Source organism: Kocuria aegyptia (assembly GCF_039530085.1).
GTDB lineage: Bacteria > Actinomycetota > Actinomycetes > Actinomycetales > Micrococcaceae > Kocuria > Kocuria aegyptia.
Map to the genome: position 1 here is coordinate 193,501 of NZ_BAAAOA010000010.1, position 14,667 is coordinate 208,167.

12 protein-coding genes and 1 tRNA gene are annotated in these 14,667 nt (G+C 73.9%); 3 read left to right on the forward strand and 10 right to left on the reverse strand.

What is annotated here, in order from left to right:
• The coding region (locus ABD220_RS04745; RefSeq protein WP_344120264.1) for a mycothione reductase at window positions 1-1,448 on the reverse strand (1,448 nt) is incomplete at its 3' end.
• A gap of 79 nt (window positions 1,449-1,527) precedes the next feature.
• On the opposite strand from ABD220_RS04745, the gene ABD220_RS04750 reads away from it, so the two are divergent.
• Complete coding sequence (locus ABD220_RS04750; RefSeq protein ID WP_344120266.1) at window positions 1,528-2,901, forward strand: phenylacetate--CoA ligase family protein; 1,374 nt, start codon at window positions 1,528-1,530, stop codon at window positions 2,899-2,901.
• A gap of 49 nt (window positions 2,902-2,950) precedes the next feature.
• On the opposite strand, the gene ABD220_RS04755 is transcribed toward ABD220_RS04750, so the two are convergent.
• The gene (locus tag ABD220_RS04755) at window positions 2,951-6,403 is read right to left on the reverse strand and encodes a pyruvate carboxylase (protein ID WP_344120267.1); all 3,453 of its coding nucleotides are present in this window, start codon (window positions 6,401-6,403) and stop codon (window positions 2,951-2,953) included.
• Window positions 6,404-6,751: 348 nt separating this feature from the next.
• On the opposite strand from ABD220_RS04755, the gene ABD220_RS04760 reads away from it, so the two are divergent.
• Window positions 6,752-7,540: a ParA family protein gene (locus ABD220_RS04760; protein WP_344120268.1), complete on the forward strand. Its 789-nt coding sequence runs from the start codon at window positions 6,752-6,754 to the stop codon at window positions 7,538-7,540.
• 10 nt (window positions 7,541-7,550) lie between these two features.
• Here the strand turns inward: ABD220_RS04760 and ABD220_RS04765 are convergent, their stop codons facing one another.
• The 6 genes from ABD220_RS04765 to ABD220_RS04790 all read right to left on the reverse strand — a co-directional run bounded on the left by ABD220_RS04765 (window position 7,551) and on the right by ABD220_RS04790 (window position 11,731).
• Window positions 7,551-8,153, reverse strand: a complete 603-nt coding sequence (locus ABD220_RS04765; RefSeq protein WP_344120269.1) for a MerR family transcriptional regulator — start codon at window positions 8,151-8,153, stop codon at window positions 7,551-7,553.
• A 173-nt stretch (window positions 8,154-8,326) separates the two neighbouring features.
• Entirely contained in the window at window positions 8,327-8,851 is a 525-nt protein-coding gene (locus ABD220_RS04770; protein WP_344120270.1) for a bifunctional nuclease family protein, read from the reverse strand.
• Window position 8,852: 1 nt separating this feature from the next.
• Window positions 8,853-9,599: a transcriptional regulator FtsR gene (ftsR, locus tag ABD220_RS04775; RefSeq protein WP_344120272.1), complete on the reverse strand. Its 747-nt coding sequence runs from the start codon at window positions 9,597-9,599 to the stop codon at window positions 8,853-8,855.
• Between the two features lie 9 nt (window positions 9,600-9,608).
• Window positions 9,609-10,064: an FHA domain-containing protein gene (locus ABD220_RS04780; protein WP_344120274.1), complete on the reverse strand. Its 456-nt coding sequence runs from the start codon at window positions 10,062-10,064 to the stop codon at window positions 9,609-9,611.
• A 189-nt stretch (window positions 10,065-10,253) separates the two neighbouring features.
• Window positions 10,254-10,640 carry a glycine cleavage system protein GcvH gene (gene gcvH, locus ABD220_RS04785; protein WP_344120275.1) on the reverse strand — a complete coding sequence of 129 codons (387 nt, stop codon included), beginning with the start codon at window positions 10,638-10,640 and terminating at the stop codon, window positions 10,254-10,256.
• 50 nt (window positions 10,641-10,690) lie between these two features.
• The gene (locus ABD220_RS04790) at window positions 10,691-11,731 is read right to left on the reverse strand and encodes an adenosine deaminase (RefSeq protein WP_344120276.1); all 1,041 of its coding nucleotides are present in this window, start codon (window positions 11,729-11,731) and stop codon (window positions 10,691-10,693) included.
• 197 nt (window positions 11,732-11,928) lie between these two features.
• Between ABD220_RS04790 and ABD220_RS04795 the strand changes: the two genes are divergently transcribed.
• Window positions 11,929-12,849: a PfkB family carbohydrate kinase gene (locus ABD220_RS04795; RefSeq protein WP_344120278.1), complete on the forward strand. Its 921-nt coding sequence runs from the start codon at window positions 11,929-11,931 to the stop codon at window positions 12,847-12,849.
• 100 nt (window positions 12,850-12,949) lie between these two features.
• On the opposite strand, the gene ABD220_RS04800 is transcribed toward ABD220_RS04795, so the two are convergent.
• Window positions 12,950-13,023: transfer RNA gene (locus tag ABD220_RS04800), tRNA-Pro, on the reverse strand.
• A gap of 79 nt (window positions 13,024-13,102) precedes the next feature.
• Window positions 13,103-14,662: a ribosome biogenesis GTPase Der gene (gene der / locus ABD220_RS04805; RefSeq protein WP_344120279.1), complete on the reverse strand. Its 1,560-nt coding sequence runs from the start codon at window positions 14,660-14,662 to the stop codon at window positions 13,103-13,105.
• Window positions 14,663-14,667 lie beyond the last annotated feature (5 nt).

The following is a 14,667-nucleotide window of genomic DNA, read 5'->3' on the forward strand; positions in this document are numbered from 1 at the left end:
CCGACGAGGGCCTCTGGGGCCAACGGCGAGTGCTCGGGGACGTCGAGGCCCAGCAGGGCGTTCTCGACGACCTCGCTCAGGGCGGGGTGGATCCAGTACTGGCCGCGGGCCATCGTGTGGGCGTCGAGGCCGAAGGACATCGCCTGCACGAGGGGCTGGATGAGCAGGGACGCCTCCTCGCCGATCAGGTGCGCGCCCAGGAGACGCCCGGTGCCCTTCTCGGCGATCAGCTTGCACAGGCCCGTGCGGTCCTCCATGGCCCACCCGTAGGCCGTGGCCCCGTAGTCCTGCACCTTGACGGTGATCTCGCTGCCCTGCTCGACCGCCCACTGCTCGGCCTCCTCCTGGGTCATGCCGACGGAGGCGATCTGCGGGCTGGTGAACACGGCGGAGGGCACGAACCGGTGGTCGGTGGCCCGGAGGTCGCCGGGGTGCAGGAGGTTGTGCTGCACCGCGCGGGCCTCGGCGTTGGCGACGTGCTTGAGCTGGTAGGGCGAGCTGATGTCGCCGAGCGCCCACACGCCCTCGACCGGACGGCCCCCGGACAGCGCGCGCTGGTACTCGTCCACGGCCAGCAGGCCGTCCTCCCGCACGTCCAGGCCGCCCGCCCGGGCGTCGAGCACGTCGGTGTTCGGCTGCCGCCCGGTGGCCACGAGCACCACGTCCGCGGGCAGGCGCAGGACGAGCTCCGGGTCCTGCGGGTCGTGGAAGGTGGCCATCACGGCGCACTCGTCGCCGTCCCACGGCTCGACCTCGCTCAGCGACCAGCCCGTCTCGAGCTTCCACTGCCGGGACGCCTCGCGCGCGAACCGCTCGGCGATCTCCGGGTCGTGGTAGCGCAGGATCCGGTGGGAGCGGTTGACCTGGGTCACCCGCGCGCCCAGGCTGGAGAAGACGTGGGCGAACTCGGCGCCGATGTAGCCGCCGCCCACCACCACCACGCGGCGGGGCAGCTCGTCGATGCGCATCACCGTGTCCGAGGTGTGCACCTGGGGCAGGTCGATCCCGGGGATCTCCGGCCGCACCGGACGGGAGCCGGACGCCACCACGATCTGATCGGCCGTGATGTCCTCCCCCGACGCCGTGCGCAGGGTCCGCGGAGCGGTGAAGCGCACGTGCTCCGCGTAGACCGTCACGTGCGGCAGCGTCCGGCGGTACTCGAGCCCGCCGTGGGAGATGGCGTCGATCCGCCCGAAGATCCGGTCCCGCATCTCCCGCCAGCGCACCCCGTCCACGGTGACGTCGAGGCCCAGCCGTTCGGCCTCGTGGGCGCGGCGGGCCACGCTCGCCGGGTACGCGTACATCTTCGTCGGGATGCATCCCACGTTCAGGCAGGTGCCGCCGAAGGTCCCGCCGTCGACGATGGCGACGTCCAGGCCCTCGTAGTCCTCGCTGAGGATGGAGTTGCCCGAGCCGGAGCCGATGATGATGAGGTCGAATGTCCGCATGGCGCCCATCCTATGCGGGTCTCGCGGATCCGCCGGGCGGAGCCTACCCTGGGCCCACGGACACGGACACGGGGGTGCGATGACGGGATCCGCGGCGGCCGCGGCCGGGTGGGACGCCTGGTGGGCCGAGCACGCCGGCACGGCGGCGATCGCCCGCCGGCAACGGACTCGGCTGGCCGCGCTGGTGCGGCACGCCCGGCGGGCGTCGCCCTACTACCGCCGGCTCTACCGCGGGCTGCCACCGGAGGTGACCGTCCCGGGGCCGCTGCCGCCGGTGGCGAAGCCGCAGCTGATGGAGCACTTCGACCAGTGGGTGACGGACCCTGGGATCACCCTCGCGGCCGTCCGCCGCGACGTCCTGGCCGACCCCGCTCTGGTGGGCACCCGATACCTCGGCCGGTACCGCGTGCTCACGAGCTCTGGGACCGGCGGGGACCCCGCGGTGCTGGTGCACGACCCCCTCTCGTGGACGGTCGCCGGCGCCGTGCTGGGCGTCCGGGCACGACGCACGGTGCTGCGCCCCGGCGTGGTGGGACCCGTGGCCCGTCACGGCGTGCGCGTGGCCGCCCTGCTGGCCACGGGCGGGCACTTCGCGGCACTCACCGCCGCCGAGGACCTGCGGCGGAGCCTGCTCCGGGGCGACCGGCTGCGCGTGCTCTCGGTCCTGCGCCCCCTCCCAGAGCTCGTGGCGGAGCTCGACGACTTCCGCCCCACCGTGCTCGTGGGCTACCCGAGCGCCGTCGCGCTGCTCGCCGCGGAGCAGCGCGACGGGCGGCTGCGGATCGCCCCGGCACTGGTCGCCGTCGGTGGGGAGACGCTCGCCCCCGCCGCCCGCACCCGGATCCGCGCTGCCTTCGGCTGCCCCGTCCTCGACGAGTACGCGGCCTCCGAGGTGCCGGGACTGGCCGTGCAGTGCCACCGGGGCGTACTGCACGTGAACGCCGACCGGTATCTGCTCGAGCCGGTGGACGAGGCGGGCCGCCCGGTACCGCCGGGCACCACCTCGGCCACCGTGCTGGTGACCAACCTCGCCAACCGCGTGCAGCCCCTCATCCGCTACGACCTCGGGGACCGCGTCGAGGTCGCGGCCCGCCCGTGCCCGTGCGGCAGCCCGCTGCCGGCGGTGCGGGTCGAGGGGCGCGCCGGCGACGTCCTCCGCTTCGCCGCCGGCGGCGGGCGGACGGTGCCGATCCTGCCTCTCGCCCTGGGCACGGTCGTCGAGGAGACCCCCGGGGTCCGGCGGTTCCAGGCGGTGCGGACCGCCCCCGACACGCTGGTCCTACGGCTGGAGCCGGAGCCCGGCGCCGATCCGGTGCGCTTGCGCACGGCCGTGGACACCCGCGTGCGGGCCTACCTCGCGACACAGGGCTTGGGCGCGGTCGGCGTCGAGCACTCCGTCGAACCGCCCCGCCAGGACCCCAGCGGGAAGTTCCGCGCGGTGTGGTCGGCCTGAGCCGGGCGGGCCGTCCACGGCAGGCCCGCCCGGCAGGGGTCCGGCCGGCTCAGCCGGCCGTGTCGAGCGCCAGGAGGAGGTCGCCGCCGGAGACCTGGGTGACGCCGGTAAGCGCCACCCGCCGGACGGTCCCTCCCGTGGGGGCGGTGATGGAGGCCTCCATCTTCATGGCCTCGATGGTGGCCACCTGTCCCCCGGCCTCCACGGTGTCGCCCTCGTTCACGGTCACGGTCACGGCCCCGGCGAACGGAGCGGCGACGTGGCCCGGGTCGGACGGGTCGGCCTTCTCGGTCTCCGGCACCGAGGAGGAGATCGAGGTGTCGCGGACCTCGATCATGCGGGGCTGGCCGTTGAGCGTGACCATCACGGTGCGCATCCCCTTGTCGTCCGGCTCCGAGATGGCCTGCAGGGTCACCAGCAGCCGTACCCCCTTGCCCAGGGAGATGACGTGCTCGTGCTCGGAGGTCAGCCCGTAGAGGAAGTCCCGGGTGTGCAGCAGCGCCAGCTCCCCGTACTTGGCCCGGCTGGCCTCGTAGTCCCGGGTGGGCCCGGCGAACAGCAGCCGGTTCAGGGTCGCCCGCCGGGTCGCCGGGTCCCCGGCCAGGGCCTGCGCGTCCTCCGGGGCCAGTTCGGTGATCCCGACCTTCACGGTGCGCCCCTCGAGGGCCTTGGAGCGGAACGGCTCGGGCCACCCGCCGGGGGGTGTGCCCAGCTCTCCTGCGAGGAAGCTGACCACCGAGTCCGGGAGGTCGAACTTCTGCGGGTTCGCCTCGAACTCGGCCGGGTCCACGCCCATGCCCACCAGCTGCAGGGCGAGATCGCCGACGACCTTCGAGGAGGGCGTGACCTTCACCAGGCGCCCGAGCATGGCGTTGGCGGCGGTGTACATGTCCTCGATGGCCTCGAACCGCTCGCCCAGACCCAGGGCGATGGCCTGCTGGCGCAGGTTCGACAGCTGCCCGCCCGGGATCTCGTGCCGGTACACCCGCCCGGTCGGAGCGGTGAGCCCGGACTCGAACGGGGCGTACATCCGCCGGATGACCTCCCAGTAGGGCTCCAGTGCGGTGGCCGCCTCCAGGGGGATGCCGGTGTCGCGGTCGGTGTGGGCCAGGGCGGCGATCAGCGCCGAGGCGGGCACCTGGGAGGTGGTGCCGGCCATCGAGGCCTCGGCCACGTCCACGGCGTCCACCCCGGCGTCGATCGCGGCCATCAGGGTCGCCAGCTGACCGCCGGCGGTGTCGTGGGTGTGCAGGTGCACGGGCAGCTCGAAGCGCTCCCGCAGGGCGGTCACCAGCCTCGCCGCCGCGGCGGGCCGCAGCAGCCCGGCCATGTCCTTGATCGCGAGCACGTGCGCGCCGGCGTCGACGCACTGCTGGGCGAGGTCGAGGTAGTAGTCGAGGGTGTAGAGGTCCTCGGCCGGGTCCAGCAGGTCCCCGGTGTAGCACAGCGCGACCTCCGCCACCGCGGTCCCGGTCGCCCGGACGGCCTCGATGGCCGGGCGCATCTGCTCGACGTCGTTGAGGGCGTCGAAGATCCGGAAGATGTCCACCCCGGTCGCCGCGGCCTCGGCCACGAACGCGTCCGTCACCTCGGTCGGGTACGGGGTGTAGCCCACGGTGTTGCGCCCGCGCAGCAGCATCTGGATCGGGATGTTGGGCATCGCCTCGCGCAGCAGCCGCAGTCGTTCCCACGGGTCCTCGCCGAGGAAGCGCAGGGCCACGTCGTAGGTCGCCCCGCCCCACGCCTCCACCGACAGCAGCTGCGGCAGGGTGTGGGCGTAGGCCGGTGCCGCGGCGAGCAGGTCGCGGGTGCGCACCCTGGTGGCCAGCAGGGACTGGTGGGCGTCCCGGAACGTCGTGGACGTCACCGCCACCGCCTGCTGCTCGCGCAGGGCGGCCGCGAAGCCCTCGGGCCCCAGCTCCTGCAGGCGCTGCCGCCATCCGTCCGGCGGGGTGTGCTCGGAGGGCCCGTCGAAGGGCGAGCGGAAGGGCTCGTCCTGCTTGTCCCCGGGGTAGCGGGGCAGCTTGGTGCGCGGGTCGATGCCCTCCACCCGCTCCCCGTTGGGCCGGTTGACCGTGACCTCGGCCAGCCAGGTCAACGCCTTCGTGGCCCGGTCGCCCGAGGTGCGGGCCTCGAGCAGCTCGGGGCGGCGCTCGATGAAGTCGGTGGCCACGTTGCCGGCCAGGAACTCCGGGTCGGCCAGCACGGCCTGCAGGAACTGGATGTTGGTGGCGACCCCGCGGATGCGGAACTCGGCCAGGGCGCGCTGGGATCGGTGCACGGCCGTGGCGTAGTCGCGGCCCCGGCAGGTGAGCTTCACCAGCATGGAGTCGAAGTGCGGGGAGATCTCGGCACCGGCGTAGACGGTGCCCCCGTCCAGGCGGACCCCGGCCCCGCCGGCGGAACGGTAGGCGGAGATCTTCCCGACGTCGGGGCGGAACCCGTTGGCCGGGTCCTCGGTGGTGATCCGGCACTGCAGGGCCGCACCCCGCACGCGCAGGTCCTCCTGGGCGATCCCCAGGTCCGTCAGGGTCTCCCCGGCGGCGATGCGCAGCTGGGACTGCACGAGGTCGACGTCGGTGATCTCCTCGGTCACGGTGTGCTCGACCTGGATGCGCGGGTTCATCTCGATGAACACGTGCTGCCCGGCCCGCTCCCCGGCGGTGTCCACCAGGAACTCGACCGTGCCGGCGTTGACGTAGCCCAGTTCCTTCGCGAACTTCACCGCGTCGCGGTGCAGCGCCTGGCGGATGCCGTCGTCCAGGTTCGGGGCGGGGGCGATCTCCACGACCTTCTGGTGGCGGCGCTGCAGGGAGCAGTCGCGCTCGAACAGGTGCACCATGCCGCCGTCGTTGTCGGCGAGGATCTGCACCTCGATGTGGCGGGGGCGCAGCACGGCCTGCTCCAGGAAGACCGTGGGGTCCCCGAACGCGGTGTCGGCCTCGCGCATCGCCGCGGCCAGCGCCTCGGGCAGCGCCTCGGGGGTCTCCACCCGGCGCATGCCGCGGCCCCCGCCACCGGCCACCGCCTTGACGAAGATGGGGAACCCGATCCCCGCCGCCTGCTCGAGCAGCGCCTCGGGGTCCGCGGAGGGCTCCGTGGAGGCCAGCGTCGGGATTCCCGCCCGCTTCGCGGCCTTCAGCGCCGCGACCTTGTTCCCGGCCAGCTCGAGGATCTCGGCCCTGGGGCCGACGAAGGTGATCCCTTCGCGCGCCGCGGCCCGGGCCAGCTCGGGGTTCTCGGACAGGAATCCGTAGCCGGGGTAGATCGCGTCCGCCCCGGACTCCTTGGCCACCCGGATGATCTCCGCCACGTCCAGGTAGGCGCGCACGGGATGGCCCTCCTCCCCGATCCGGTACGCCTCGTCGGCCTTCTGCCGGTGGATCGAGTTGCGGTCCTCGTACGGGAACACCGCCACCGTCTTGGCCCCGAGCTCGTACGCGGCACGGAAAGCACGGATCGCGATCTCGCCGCGATTGGCCACCAGGATCTTGGAGAACATCAACACCCGTTCCGTGCCCGGGCCGTCCGGCGGACGCCCGGGCACTCATTCGTCGAAGGTCGTGCGAGGTCGCGCCCACGGTCAGCATCGCCGTCCGCGGGCGCTCCTGACCAGTGAACCACGCCACCCGGGGGCAGACTGTGACCACTGTCACAGAGTGACGTCATGGTCGGCGGGCACCGGTGCGGCGCGGGACCGCGGGCCGTCCGCCGGGGGCTCCGCGCCGCGCCGGGGCGCAGCTCGCGCTCCCGGCTACGATGGGCGCAGCCGTCTCCTCGCCGCGGCCCCCGATCCCGGACCCGAGGAGCCGCTCCTCCCGTTTCCCCGCGAACGAAGGGTGTCCCCTCCGTGCAGATCGTCAGCGTCAGCAGCCTCAAGGGCGGTGTCGGCAAGTCCTCCGTGACCCTGGGGATCGCCTCGGCGGCCCTGCACGCGGGAGTGCCCACGCTGGTGGTGGACCTCGACCCGCACGCCGACGCCACGACCGGGCTGGGGGTGCATCCGGAGCGCGGTCACGACATCGGAGAAGTGCTGCGCAGGCCCCGCCGGGGATCGCTCGAGCGCGTGGTCGTGGCCTCGTCCTGGGCCGTGCGGGACGGCCTGGACACGCACGCCCTCGACGTCGCCCCGGGCTCGGCCCGCTCGTCCCACCTCGACCGCTCCGAGTACCGGGACAAGGACCTCGGCCGGCTGGAGCGGGCGCTCTCCGACGCCAGGGGCTACGACCTGGTGCTGGTCGACTGCCCGCCCACCCTGAGCGCCCTGACCCGCACCGCGTGGGCCGCCAGCGACAAGGTGCTCTCGGTGGCGGAGCCCTCGCTGTTCTCGGTCGCGGGCACCAAGCGCACGATGACGGCGATCGCCCAGTTCGAGCAGAGCCGCACGTGGGCCGTGCCCGCGGCCGGCGTGGTGGTCAACAAGGTCCAGCACTCGTCGGTGGAGCACCGTCACCGCCTGGGCGAGCTGCAGGAGCTGTTCGGGCCGCTGCTGGTCAGCCCGGTGATCCCGGACCTTCCCGTCTGGCAGCAGGCGCAGGGGGCGGCCTGGCCGATCCACCGCTGGCCGGGCGCGGAGGCCCAGGACGCCTCCGGGCGGTACACGGCCATCCTGCGGGGCCTGCTCGACGGCCCGTCCTGAGCCGGCCGGGTCAGCCCGCGTTCTGCCGGCGGGCCCGGCGGGCGGAGAGCTCGTCGTCGGGCAGGGGCTCCTGGACGGGGGCGCGGACGGGTCCGGTGTGCTCGCCGGGCAGCGCCGCGAGGGTTCCCTCGACCTCGCGCCACACCCGGCCCACGGCGATGCCGAAGACGCCCTGCCCGCCCTGCACCAGGTCGATGACCTCGTGGGGGGACGTGCACGCGTAGACGCTCGCGCCGTCGCTCATCATGGTGAGCTGGGCCAGGTCCTCGACGCCCTGGGCGCGCAGGGCCCCCACTGCGGTGCGGATCTGCTGCAGGGAGACGCCGGTGTCCAGGAGCCGCTTGACGATCTTGAGGACCAGGATGTCCCGGAAGCTGTAGAGGCGCTGCGTGCCGGACCCGGAGGCGCCGCGCACGGTGGGCTCCACGAGCCCCGTCCGCGCCCAGTAGTCGAGCTGCCGGTAGGTGATGCCCGCGGCCTTGCACGCGGTGGGTCCCCGGTAGCCCACGGACTCGTCCCGGACCACGGAGTCGTCGAAGAGGACGCCCTGGGTGCCGTGCGCCGGAGGGCTGCCGGTCCCCGCCGTGCCGCCGGGCTGCTCGCGGTCGCTCACGCCGCCTCCTCGCTCGTGGACCCGGTCCTCGCGGCGCCGGGAGTGGATGGTCTCGCAGAGACGTCCGGATCCCCCCGGGAACACCTCGAGTACAGCTTCGACGGTAGACCTCCCCGGGGACGGGGTCAAAGACATCAGCCGCCCGGTCCCCGTGTCGGGCGGCCGGGACCGGCTCAGAAGTCCTCGGGGTCGACGTTGTCGAGGAAGTCGCGGAACTGCTCGACCTGCGTCTCCGGCGGCAGCTGCTGCTCCTCCTCGCCGGCGCGGGGGGACGGCTCTCGCAGCTCCCCGTCCCCGCTCATCACGAGACCGGCCTCGTCGAGGACGGTCTCGGTGCACAGGATGGGGCAGTCGGTGCGGGCCGCCAGGGCGATCGCGTCCGAGGCGCGGGAGTCGACCACCGTCCCGTCCGAGAACTCGAGCGCGGCGTGGAAGACGCCCTCCTCGACCGTGTGGATGCGCACCCGGGTGAGGGTGCGGCCGAACGCGGTGGCCACCGACAGCACGAGGTCGTGCGTCAGGGGCCGGGGCGGCTCGATCCCCTGGACGGCGAAGACGATGGACGTCGCCTCGTTCGTGCCGATCCAGATCGGCAGGTGCCGTCCGCCCTCGACCTCGCGGAGCACGACGACGGGCTGCGCCGACGGCACGTCCATGCGGACGCCCGCGATCTCCATCAGGACCTGCTGCACGGCCATCTCAGCCCTCCACCGTGGCGCGCTCCTGGAGCGCGGCGATCTCCGACCGCACGAGCGAGGTGTGGATGGTGAGGCACAGTCCCGAGATCTCCTGGGCGCGCTCCACGGCCCGGGCCCTCGAGGCGGCGTCCCGGCGGGAGGTCAGGGGCGCCACGGCCCGCTCCACCAGGCCCAGCTCGCGGTCGGCGGCGGCCTTGAAGGGGCGCAGGTGCCGCGGTTCCAGGCCGTGGGCCGTCAGCGCGAGGGCGGCCCGGGTGATGGCGAGGGCGTGGTCGTCGAAGGCGCCGTTCTGCTCCCGGATCAGCCCGTAGCTCACGAGCTCGCGGACGAGCGGGATGCCGGCGCCGGTGCGGGCGGCGAGCTCGCGCAGACTGTAGGTGCGCGGCACGCTGACGACCGGCAGCGGGGCGGTGACGGGGTCGGCGGCCTCGGCGGCGCGCCGGGCGTCCTCGGCCCGGGCGTCCTCGTCGGCGTCCAGGCGCTCCCGGATCACCTTCAGCGGCAGGTAGCGGTCGCGCTGCAGCTCCAGGATCCGGCGCAGCCGGTCCACGTCGGCGCGCGAGAACTTGCGGTAGCCGGACGCGGTGCGCGCCGGATGGACCAGGCCCTTGTCCTCCAGGAAGCGCAGCTTCGAGGCGGTGATGCCGGGGTGGTCCGCGCCGAGCTCCTTGAGCACGGCGCTGATGCCCACCCGGGGCTCGTGCTGGACGTCGTCCCGGTGGGGATCGGTCTCCGCGGGGTCGGTCATGGCTCCCTTCTACTGCTCCGACTGCGGGCGCAGCGAACGGTAGAACGTGAACCGGAACTTCCCGATCTGGACCTCGTCGCCGTTGTCGAGCTGCGCGCTGTCCACACGGTCACCGTTGACGTAGGTGCCGTTCAGGGAGCCGGCGTCGATGATGTCGAAGGAGTCGCCGCGGCGGACGAACCTGGCGTGCCGGCGCGAGACGGTGACGTCGTCCAGGAAGATCTCGGAGGACGGGTGGCGGCCGGCGGGGACCTCGTCCCGGTCCAGGAGGAACCGCGACCCGGTGCCTCCGCTGTCGTGGGCGACCAGCAGGGCGCTGCGCGGCGGGAGCGCTGAGACCGCGGAGCTCTCCTCGGGGGAGAGCTTGTGGGAAGCTGCGTGCGAGAGGACCTCGGCCACGATCTGGATCGACGTGGTCTCCGGCTCCCCCTGGGGTGCGTTCGAGCCGTTCTGGGTTCTGGACATCTCTTCCCTCGACTGGTGACGTGCTGGTGGACGGATCCTGTGGGACCCCTACCCCGCGACCTCCTGTCCCGGCGGTTTCCGGGCGACCGGCCGCAGCCACCCGGTTGCTGTTCAGTGTACCGGGTGGTGGAGACACGGAGGGGCGGCCGGGACACGTCCCGGCGCCCGCGGTCCGGGCCCCTGCGCGGATCAGTCGAGCTGGGCGGCGTAGCCCTCGGCGTCGAGCAGGCCGGACCGGTAGTCCTCGCCGGCGGGACGGACCTCGAACAGCCAGCCCTCCGCGTACGGGGCGGAGTTCACGGTCCCGGGCTCGTCCTCGAGCGCCTCGTTGACCGCGGTGACCTCCCCGGAGACGGGGGCGAAGATGTCGCTCACCGACTTGGTGGACTCGATCTCGCCCACGGCCGCTCCGGCCTCGACCTGCTCCCCCACCTCGGGCAGCTGGACGAACACGACGTCGCCCAGCTCGCTCTGGGCGTGATCGGTGATCCCCACGCGCACCGCGCCGTCGGCGCCGGGGCCCGCGATCCACTCGTGCTCGGCCGTGTAGGACAGGTCGGCGGGGACGTTGCTCATGGGTCACTCCTGGTCCGGCGGGTGCGGTCGGCTCGATTATGGCACAGGCCTCACCGGGGGCCCGGGCGCGCGGAGCCCGTCCGGCCGGGCGCCCGGCGCCCCTCCCACTCGGTGATCTCGGCGTGGATCTCCCGCCGGCGCTCCGTCCCGGCGAAGGACGCGTCCACCGAGTTGCGGGCCAGGGCGGCCGCCTGCTCGTCGGTGAGGCCCAGCGCGTCGCGCAGGCCCTGGAAGACGTCCCCCACGTAGCCGCCGAAGTAGGCCGGGTCGTCCGAGTTCACCGTGACCAGCAGTCCCCGCTCGAGCATGTCCAGGACGGGGTGGTCGGCGAGCGTGTCGACCACGCGCAGCCGCACGTTGGACAGCGGGCACACGGTCAGCGGCACCTGCTCCGCGACGAGGCGGTCCACGAGCTCGGGGTCCTGCAGGCACTGGATGCCGTGGTCCACCCGCTCCACGCGCAGCACGTCCAGGGCCTCCCGGACGTACTCGGGCCCGGCCTCCTCCCCCGCGTGGGCGACGACGTGCAGCCCGGCCGCCCGTGCCCGCGCGTACACCTCCTCGAAGAGGGCCGGCGGATGGCCGACCTCGGCCGAGTCGAGGCCGATCCCGTCGATGCGCGGCAGCTGCTCCCCGAGGGAGTCGAAGAGCTGCCCGGCCTCGGCGGCCGGGCGGTCCCGGAGGAAGCACAGCAGCAGCGTGCTGGTCAGGCCGAGCTCGGCACGGGCGGCGTCGAGGGCCGCGCGGATGCCGTCGATCACCGTCCCGAGCGCCACTCCCCGGACGGTGTGCGCCTGGGGGTCGAAGAAGACGTCGACGTGCCGCAGGCCCTGCGCGGCCGCCCGCTCGAGGTAGGCCCGGGTCAGCCTCTCGAAGTCGGAGGCGTCGCGCAGCACCGCCATCGTGGCGTAGTACAGGGCGAGGAACGAGGAGAGGTCCTCGAAGTCGTACTGGCGCCGGAGCTCCTCGACGGATTCGTGGGGCAGCACCACCCCGTTCTTGGCGGCGAGCTCGAAGGCGAGCTCGGGCTCGAGGGTGCCCTCGATGTGCAGGTGCAGCTCTGCCTTGGGCAGGGTGTGCAGGTCGTTCAACTCCGGCGCTCCTTCGTGGTCGGCCCCGGTGACCGGAGCACTCGACGTCCCGTGCAGTGTATGCGCCGCGGTCCGCGGCGGGCCCCGCTCCCGCCCGGGACCGCCCGGGGCCGTCCGGGGCCGCACGGCCGCCGTCGGTCCCGGGGCCGGAGTGCTCTAGGCTCGCGAGCGGAACCCCTCGGAGGAAGGAGTGCCGGATGTCCGGTGTCGTCGTGGTCGGTCAGGTGGGACGGGACCTGGTGCTGACCGTCGAGGAGCTGCCCGGGGCGGGGGGCTCGGCCGACGTGCTCGCCCGCCAGGAGCTGCTCGGCGGCAAGGGCGCGAACCAGGCCGTGGCGTGCCGTCAGCTCGGCGCGGAGGTCGGCCTCGTGGGGGTCGTGGGCACCGACTCCGCCGGGACGGAGGTGCTCGCGCAGGCCGCGGGCGACGGGATCGACGTCGGCGCCGTGGTGCGCCGCCCCGGAGCCCCGACCGCCCTGCTCGTGGACCTCGTGGGGCCGCGCGGGGTCCGCCGGCTGCTGGAGGACGTGGACGCCCGGATGCTGCTCGGCGCCGAGGACGTCCGCGCCGGCCGGGGCCTGCTGCGCTCGGCGGACGCGGTCCTGGTCCAGCTGCAGCAGCCGGGACCAGCCGTGGCGGAGGCCCTGGCGGCCGCCTCCGCGGGGGGTGCGCTGACGGTGGCCGACGGCGCCCCGGCGGACGGCGCGGTGCGCCGTCAGGTGCTGAGCGCCGCCGACGTGGTGCGCGCCGACACCGCCGAGGCCGAGGCGCTGGTCGGCTGGGCGCCGCAGGACGTGCCGGGGACGGTGCGGGCCGCGGAGTCGCTGCTCGAGCAGGGCCCGCGCGTCGCGGCCCTGGGGACCGGGGAGGGCGACGTGGTGGCCTGGCCGGGCGGGCACGTCGTCCTGCCCCACCTGGGCGAGGACCCCGTGGACCCCACCGGGGCCGGCGACGCGTTCGTCGCCGCGCTCACCGTCGCGCTGCTCCGCGGCGAGAGCCCGGAGTCCGCGGCCTGGTGGGCCGCGGCGGCGGCGGCCGAGGTGGTCGGCACCGCCGGCGGCCGGCCGGACCTCGACCTCGACCGGCTGCGCGAGTCGGCGGCCCGGGCCCGGCGGTAGGCCCGCCGGGGACAGCGGCTCGGAGGCCGGCGGCCAGGAGGAGGCAGCGACGAAAGAAGGCCGGTGGTCCGCGTTCCCGCGGTCCACCGGCCTCGAATCGTCGGGCTGACAGGATTTGAACCTGCGACCCCTTGACCCCCAGTCAAGTGCGCTACCAAGCTGCGCCACAGCCCGAAGTGCTCAGTGCGTTCCCGCCCCGAGCACTCGCATCACATTACAGCAAGCTCCGGCGGAATTCATCTCGGCGGGCGCCTCAGCGCTTCCGGTTCCGCTTCTCCCGCACGCGCATGGACACCTCGATGGGCGTGCCCTCGAAGCCGAAGGTCTCGCGCAGGCGGCGGGTGATGAACCGCCGGTAGCCGGGGTCGAGGAAGCCCGTGGTGAACAGCACGAAGCGCGGCGGGCGCGAGGAGGCCTGGGTGCCGAAGAGGATCCGGGGCTGCTTGCCGCCGCGCACGGGGTGCGGGTGGGCGGCCACGATCTCGCCGAGGAACGCGTTGAGCCGCCCGGTGGGGACGCGGGTGTCCCACGAGGCCAGGGCCGTCTCCAGGGCGGGGACGAGCTTGTCCTTGTGCCAGCCGGTCTTCGCCGAGACGTTCACCCGCGGCGCCCAGGCCACGTGGGCGAGGTCGCGGTCGATCTCCCGCTCGAGGTAGTACCGGCGGTCCTCGTCCATGAGGTCCCACTTGTTGAAGGCGAGCACGAGGGCGCGCCCGGAGTCCACGGCCAGCTGCAGGATGCGGACGTCCTGCTCGGAGAGCACCTCGTCCGCGGCCAGCAGCACCACGGCCACCTCGGCGCGCTCGAGGGCCGCCTGGGTGCGCAGGGACGCGTAGAAGTCCGCGCCCTGCGCCATGTGCACCCGGCGGCGGATGCCGGCAGTGTCGATGAAGCGCCACGGCTTGCCGCCCAGCTCGATCAGCTCGTCCACGGGGTCGCGGGTGGTCCCGGCCAGGGGGTCCACGACGACGCGCTCGGAGCCGGCGAGCTTGTTGAGCAGCGAGGACTTGCCCACGTTCGGGCGCCCGATGAGCGCCACCCGGCGGGGTCCGCCGGTCAGCTCGGTCTCGGCCACGGCGGAGAACTCGGGGAGCACGTCCATGACGGCGTCGAGGACGTCGGCGGCGCCGCGCCCGTGCAGGGCGGACACCGGGTGCGGCTCCCCCATGCCGAGGGACCACAGGTAGGTGGCCTCGACCTCGAGCTGCGGGGAGTCCACCTTGTTCGCGACCAGGATCACCGGCTTCCTGACCTTGCGCAGCATCTTCACGATGGCCTCGTCCGCGGCGGTGACGCCCACGGTCGCGTCGAGCACGAGCAGCACGGCGTCGGCGAACTCCACGGCCATCTCGGCCTGCTCGGCGACCCGGGCGTTGATGCCCTTGGCGTCGTACTCCCACCCGCCGGTGTCCACGAGGGTGAAGTTGCGCCCGTTCCAGGTGGCCCGGTAGGAGACGCGGTCGCGGGTCACGCCGGGGGTGTCCTCCACGACGGCCTCGCGCCGGCCGAGGATGCGGTTGACGAGGGTCGACTTGCCGACGTTCGGGCGGCCCACGATGGCGAGCACCGGGGCGGGCCGGCGCTCCGGGGCCTGGTCGCCGTCCTCCGCCCACTCGGCGAGCAGCGCGGCGTCCTCCTCGTCGAGCTCGTAGTCCTCGAGCCCGGCCCGCAGCGCCTGCGCGCGCTGCTCGGCCTCGTCGTCGTCGATGGCCGCGAGCCGCTGTGCGACGTCGTCCGTGGTGCCGCCGAGGATCTCGGCCTCGTAGGGGTCGTGGGCGGTGTCGTGCGCGGGGTTCTCGGGGTTGCCGGTCATGGCTG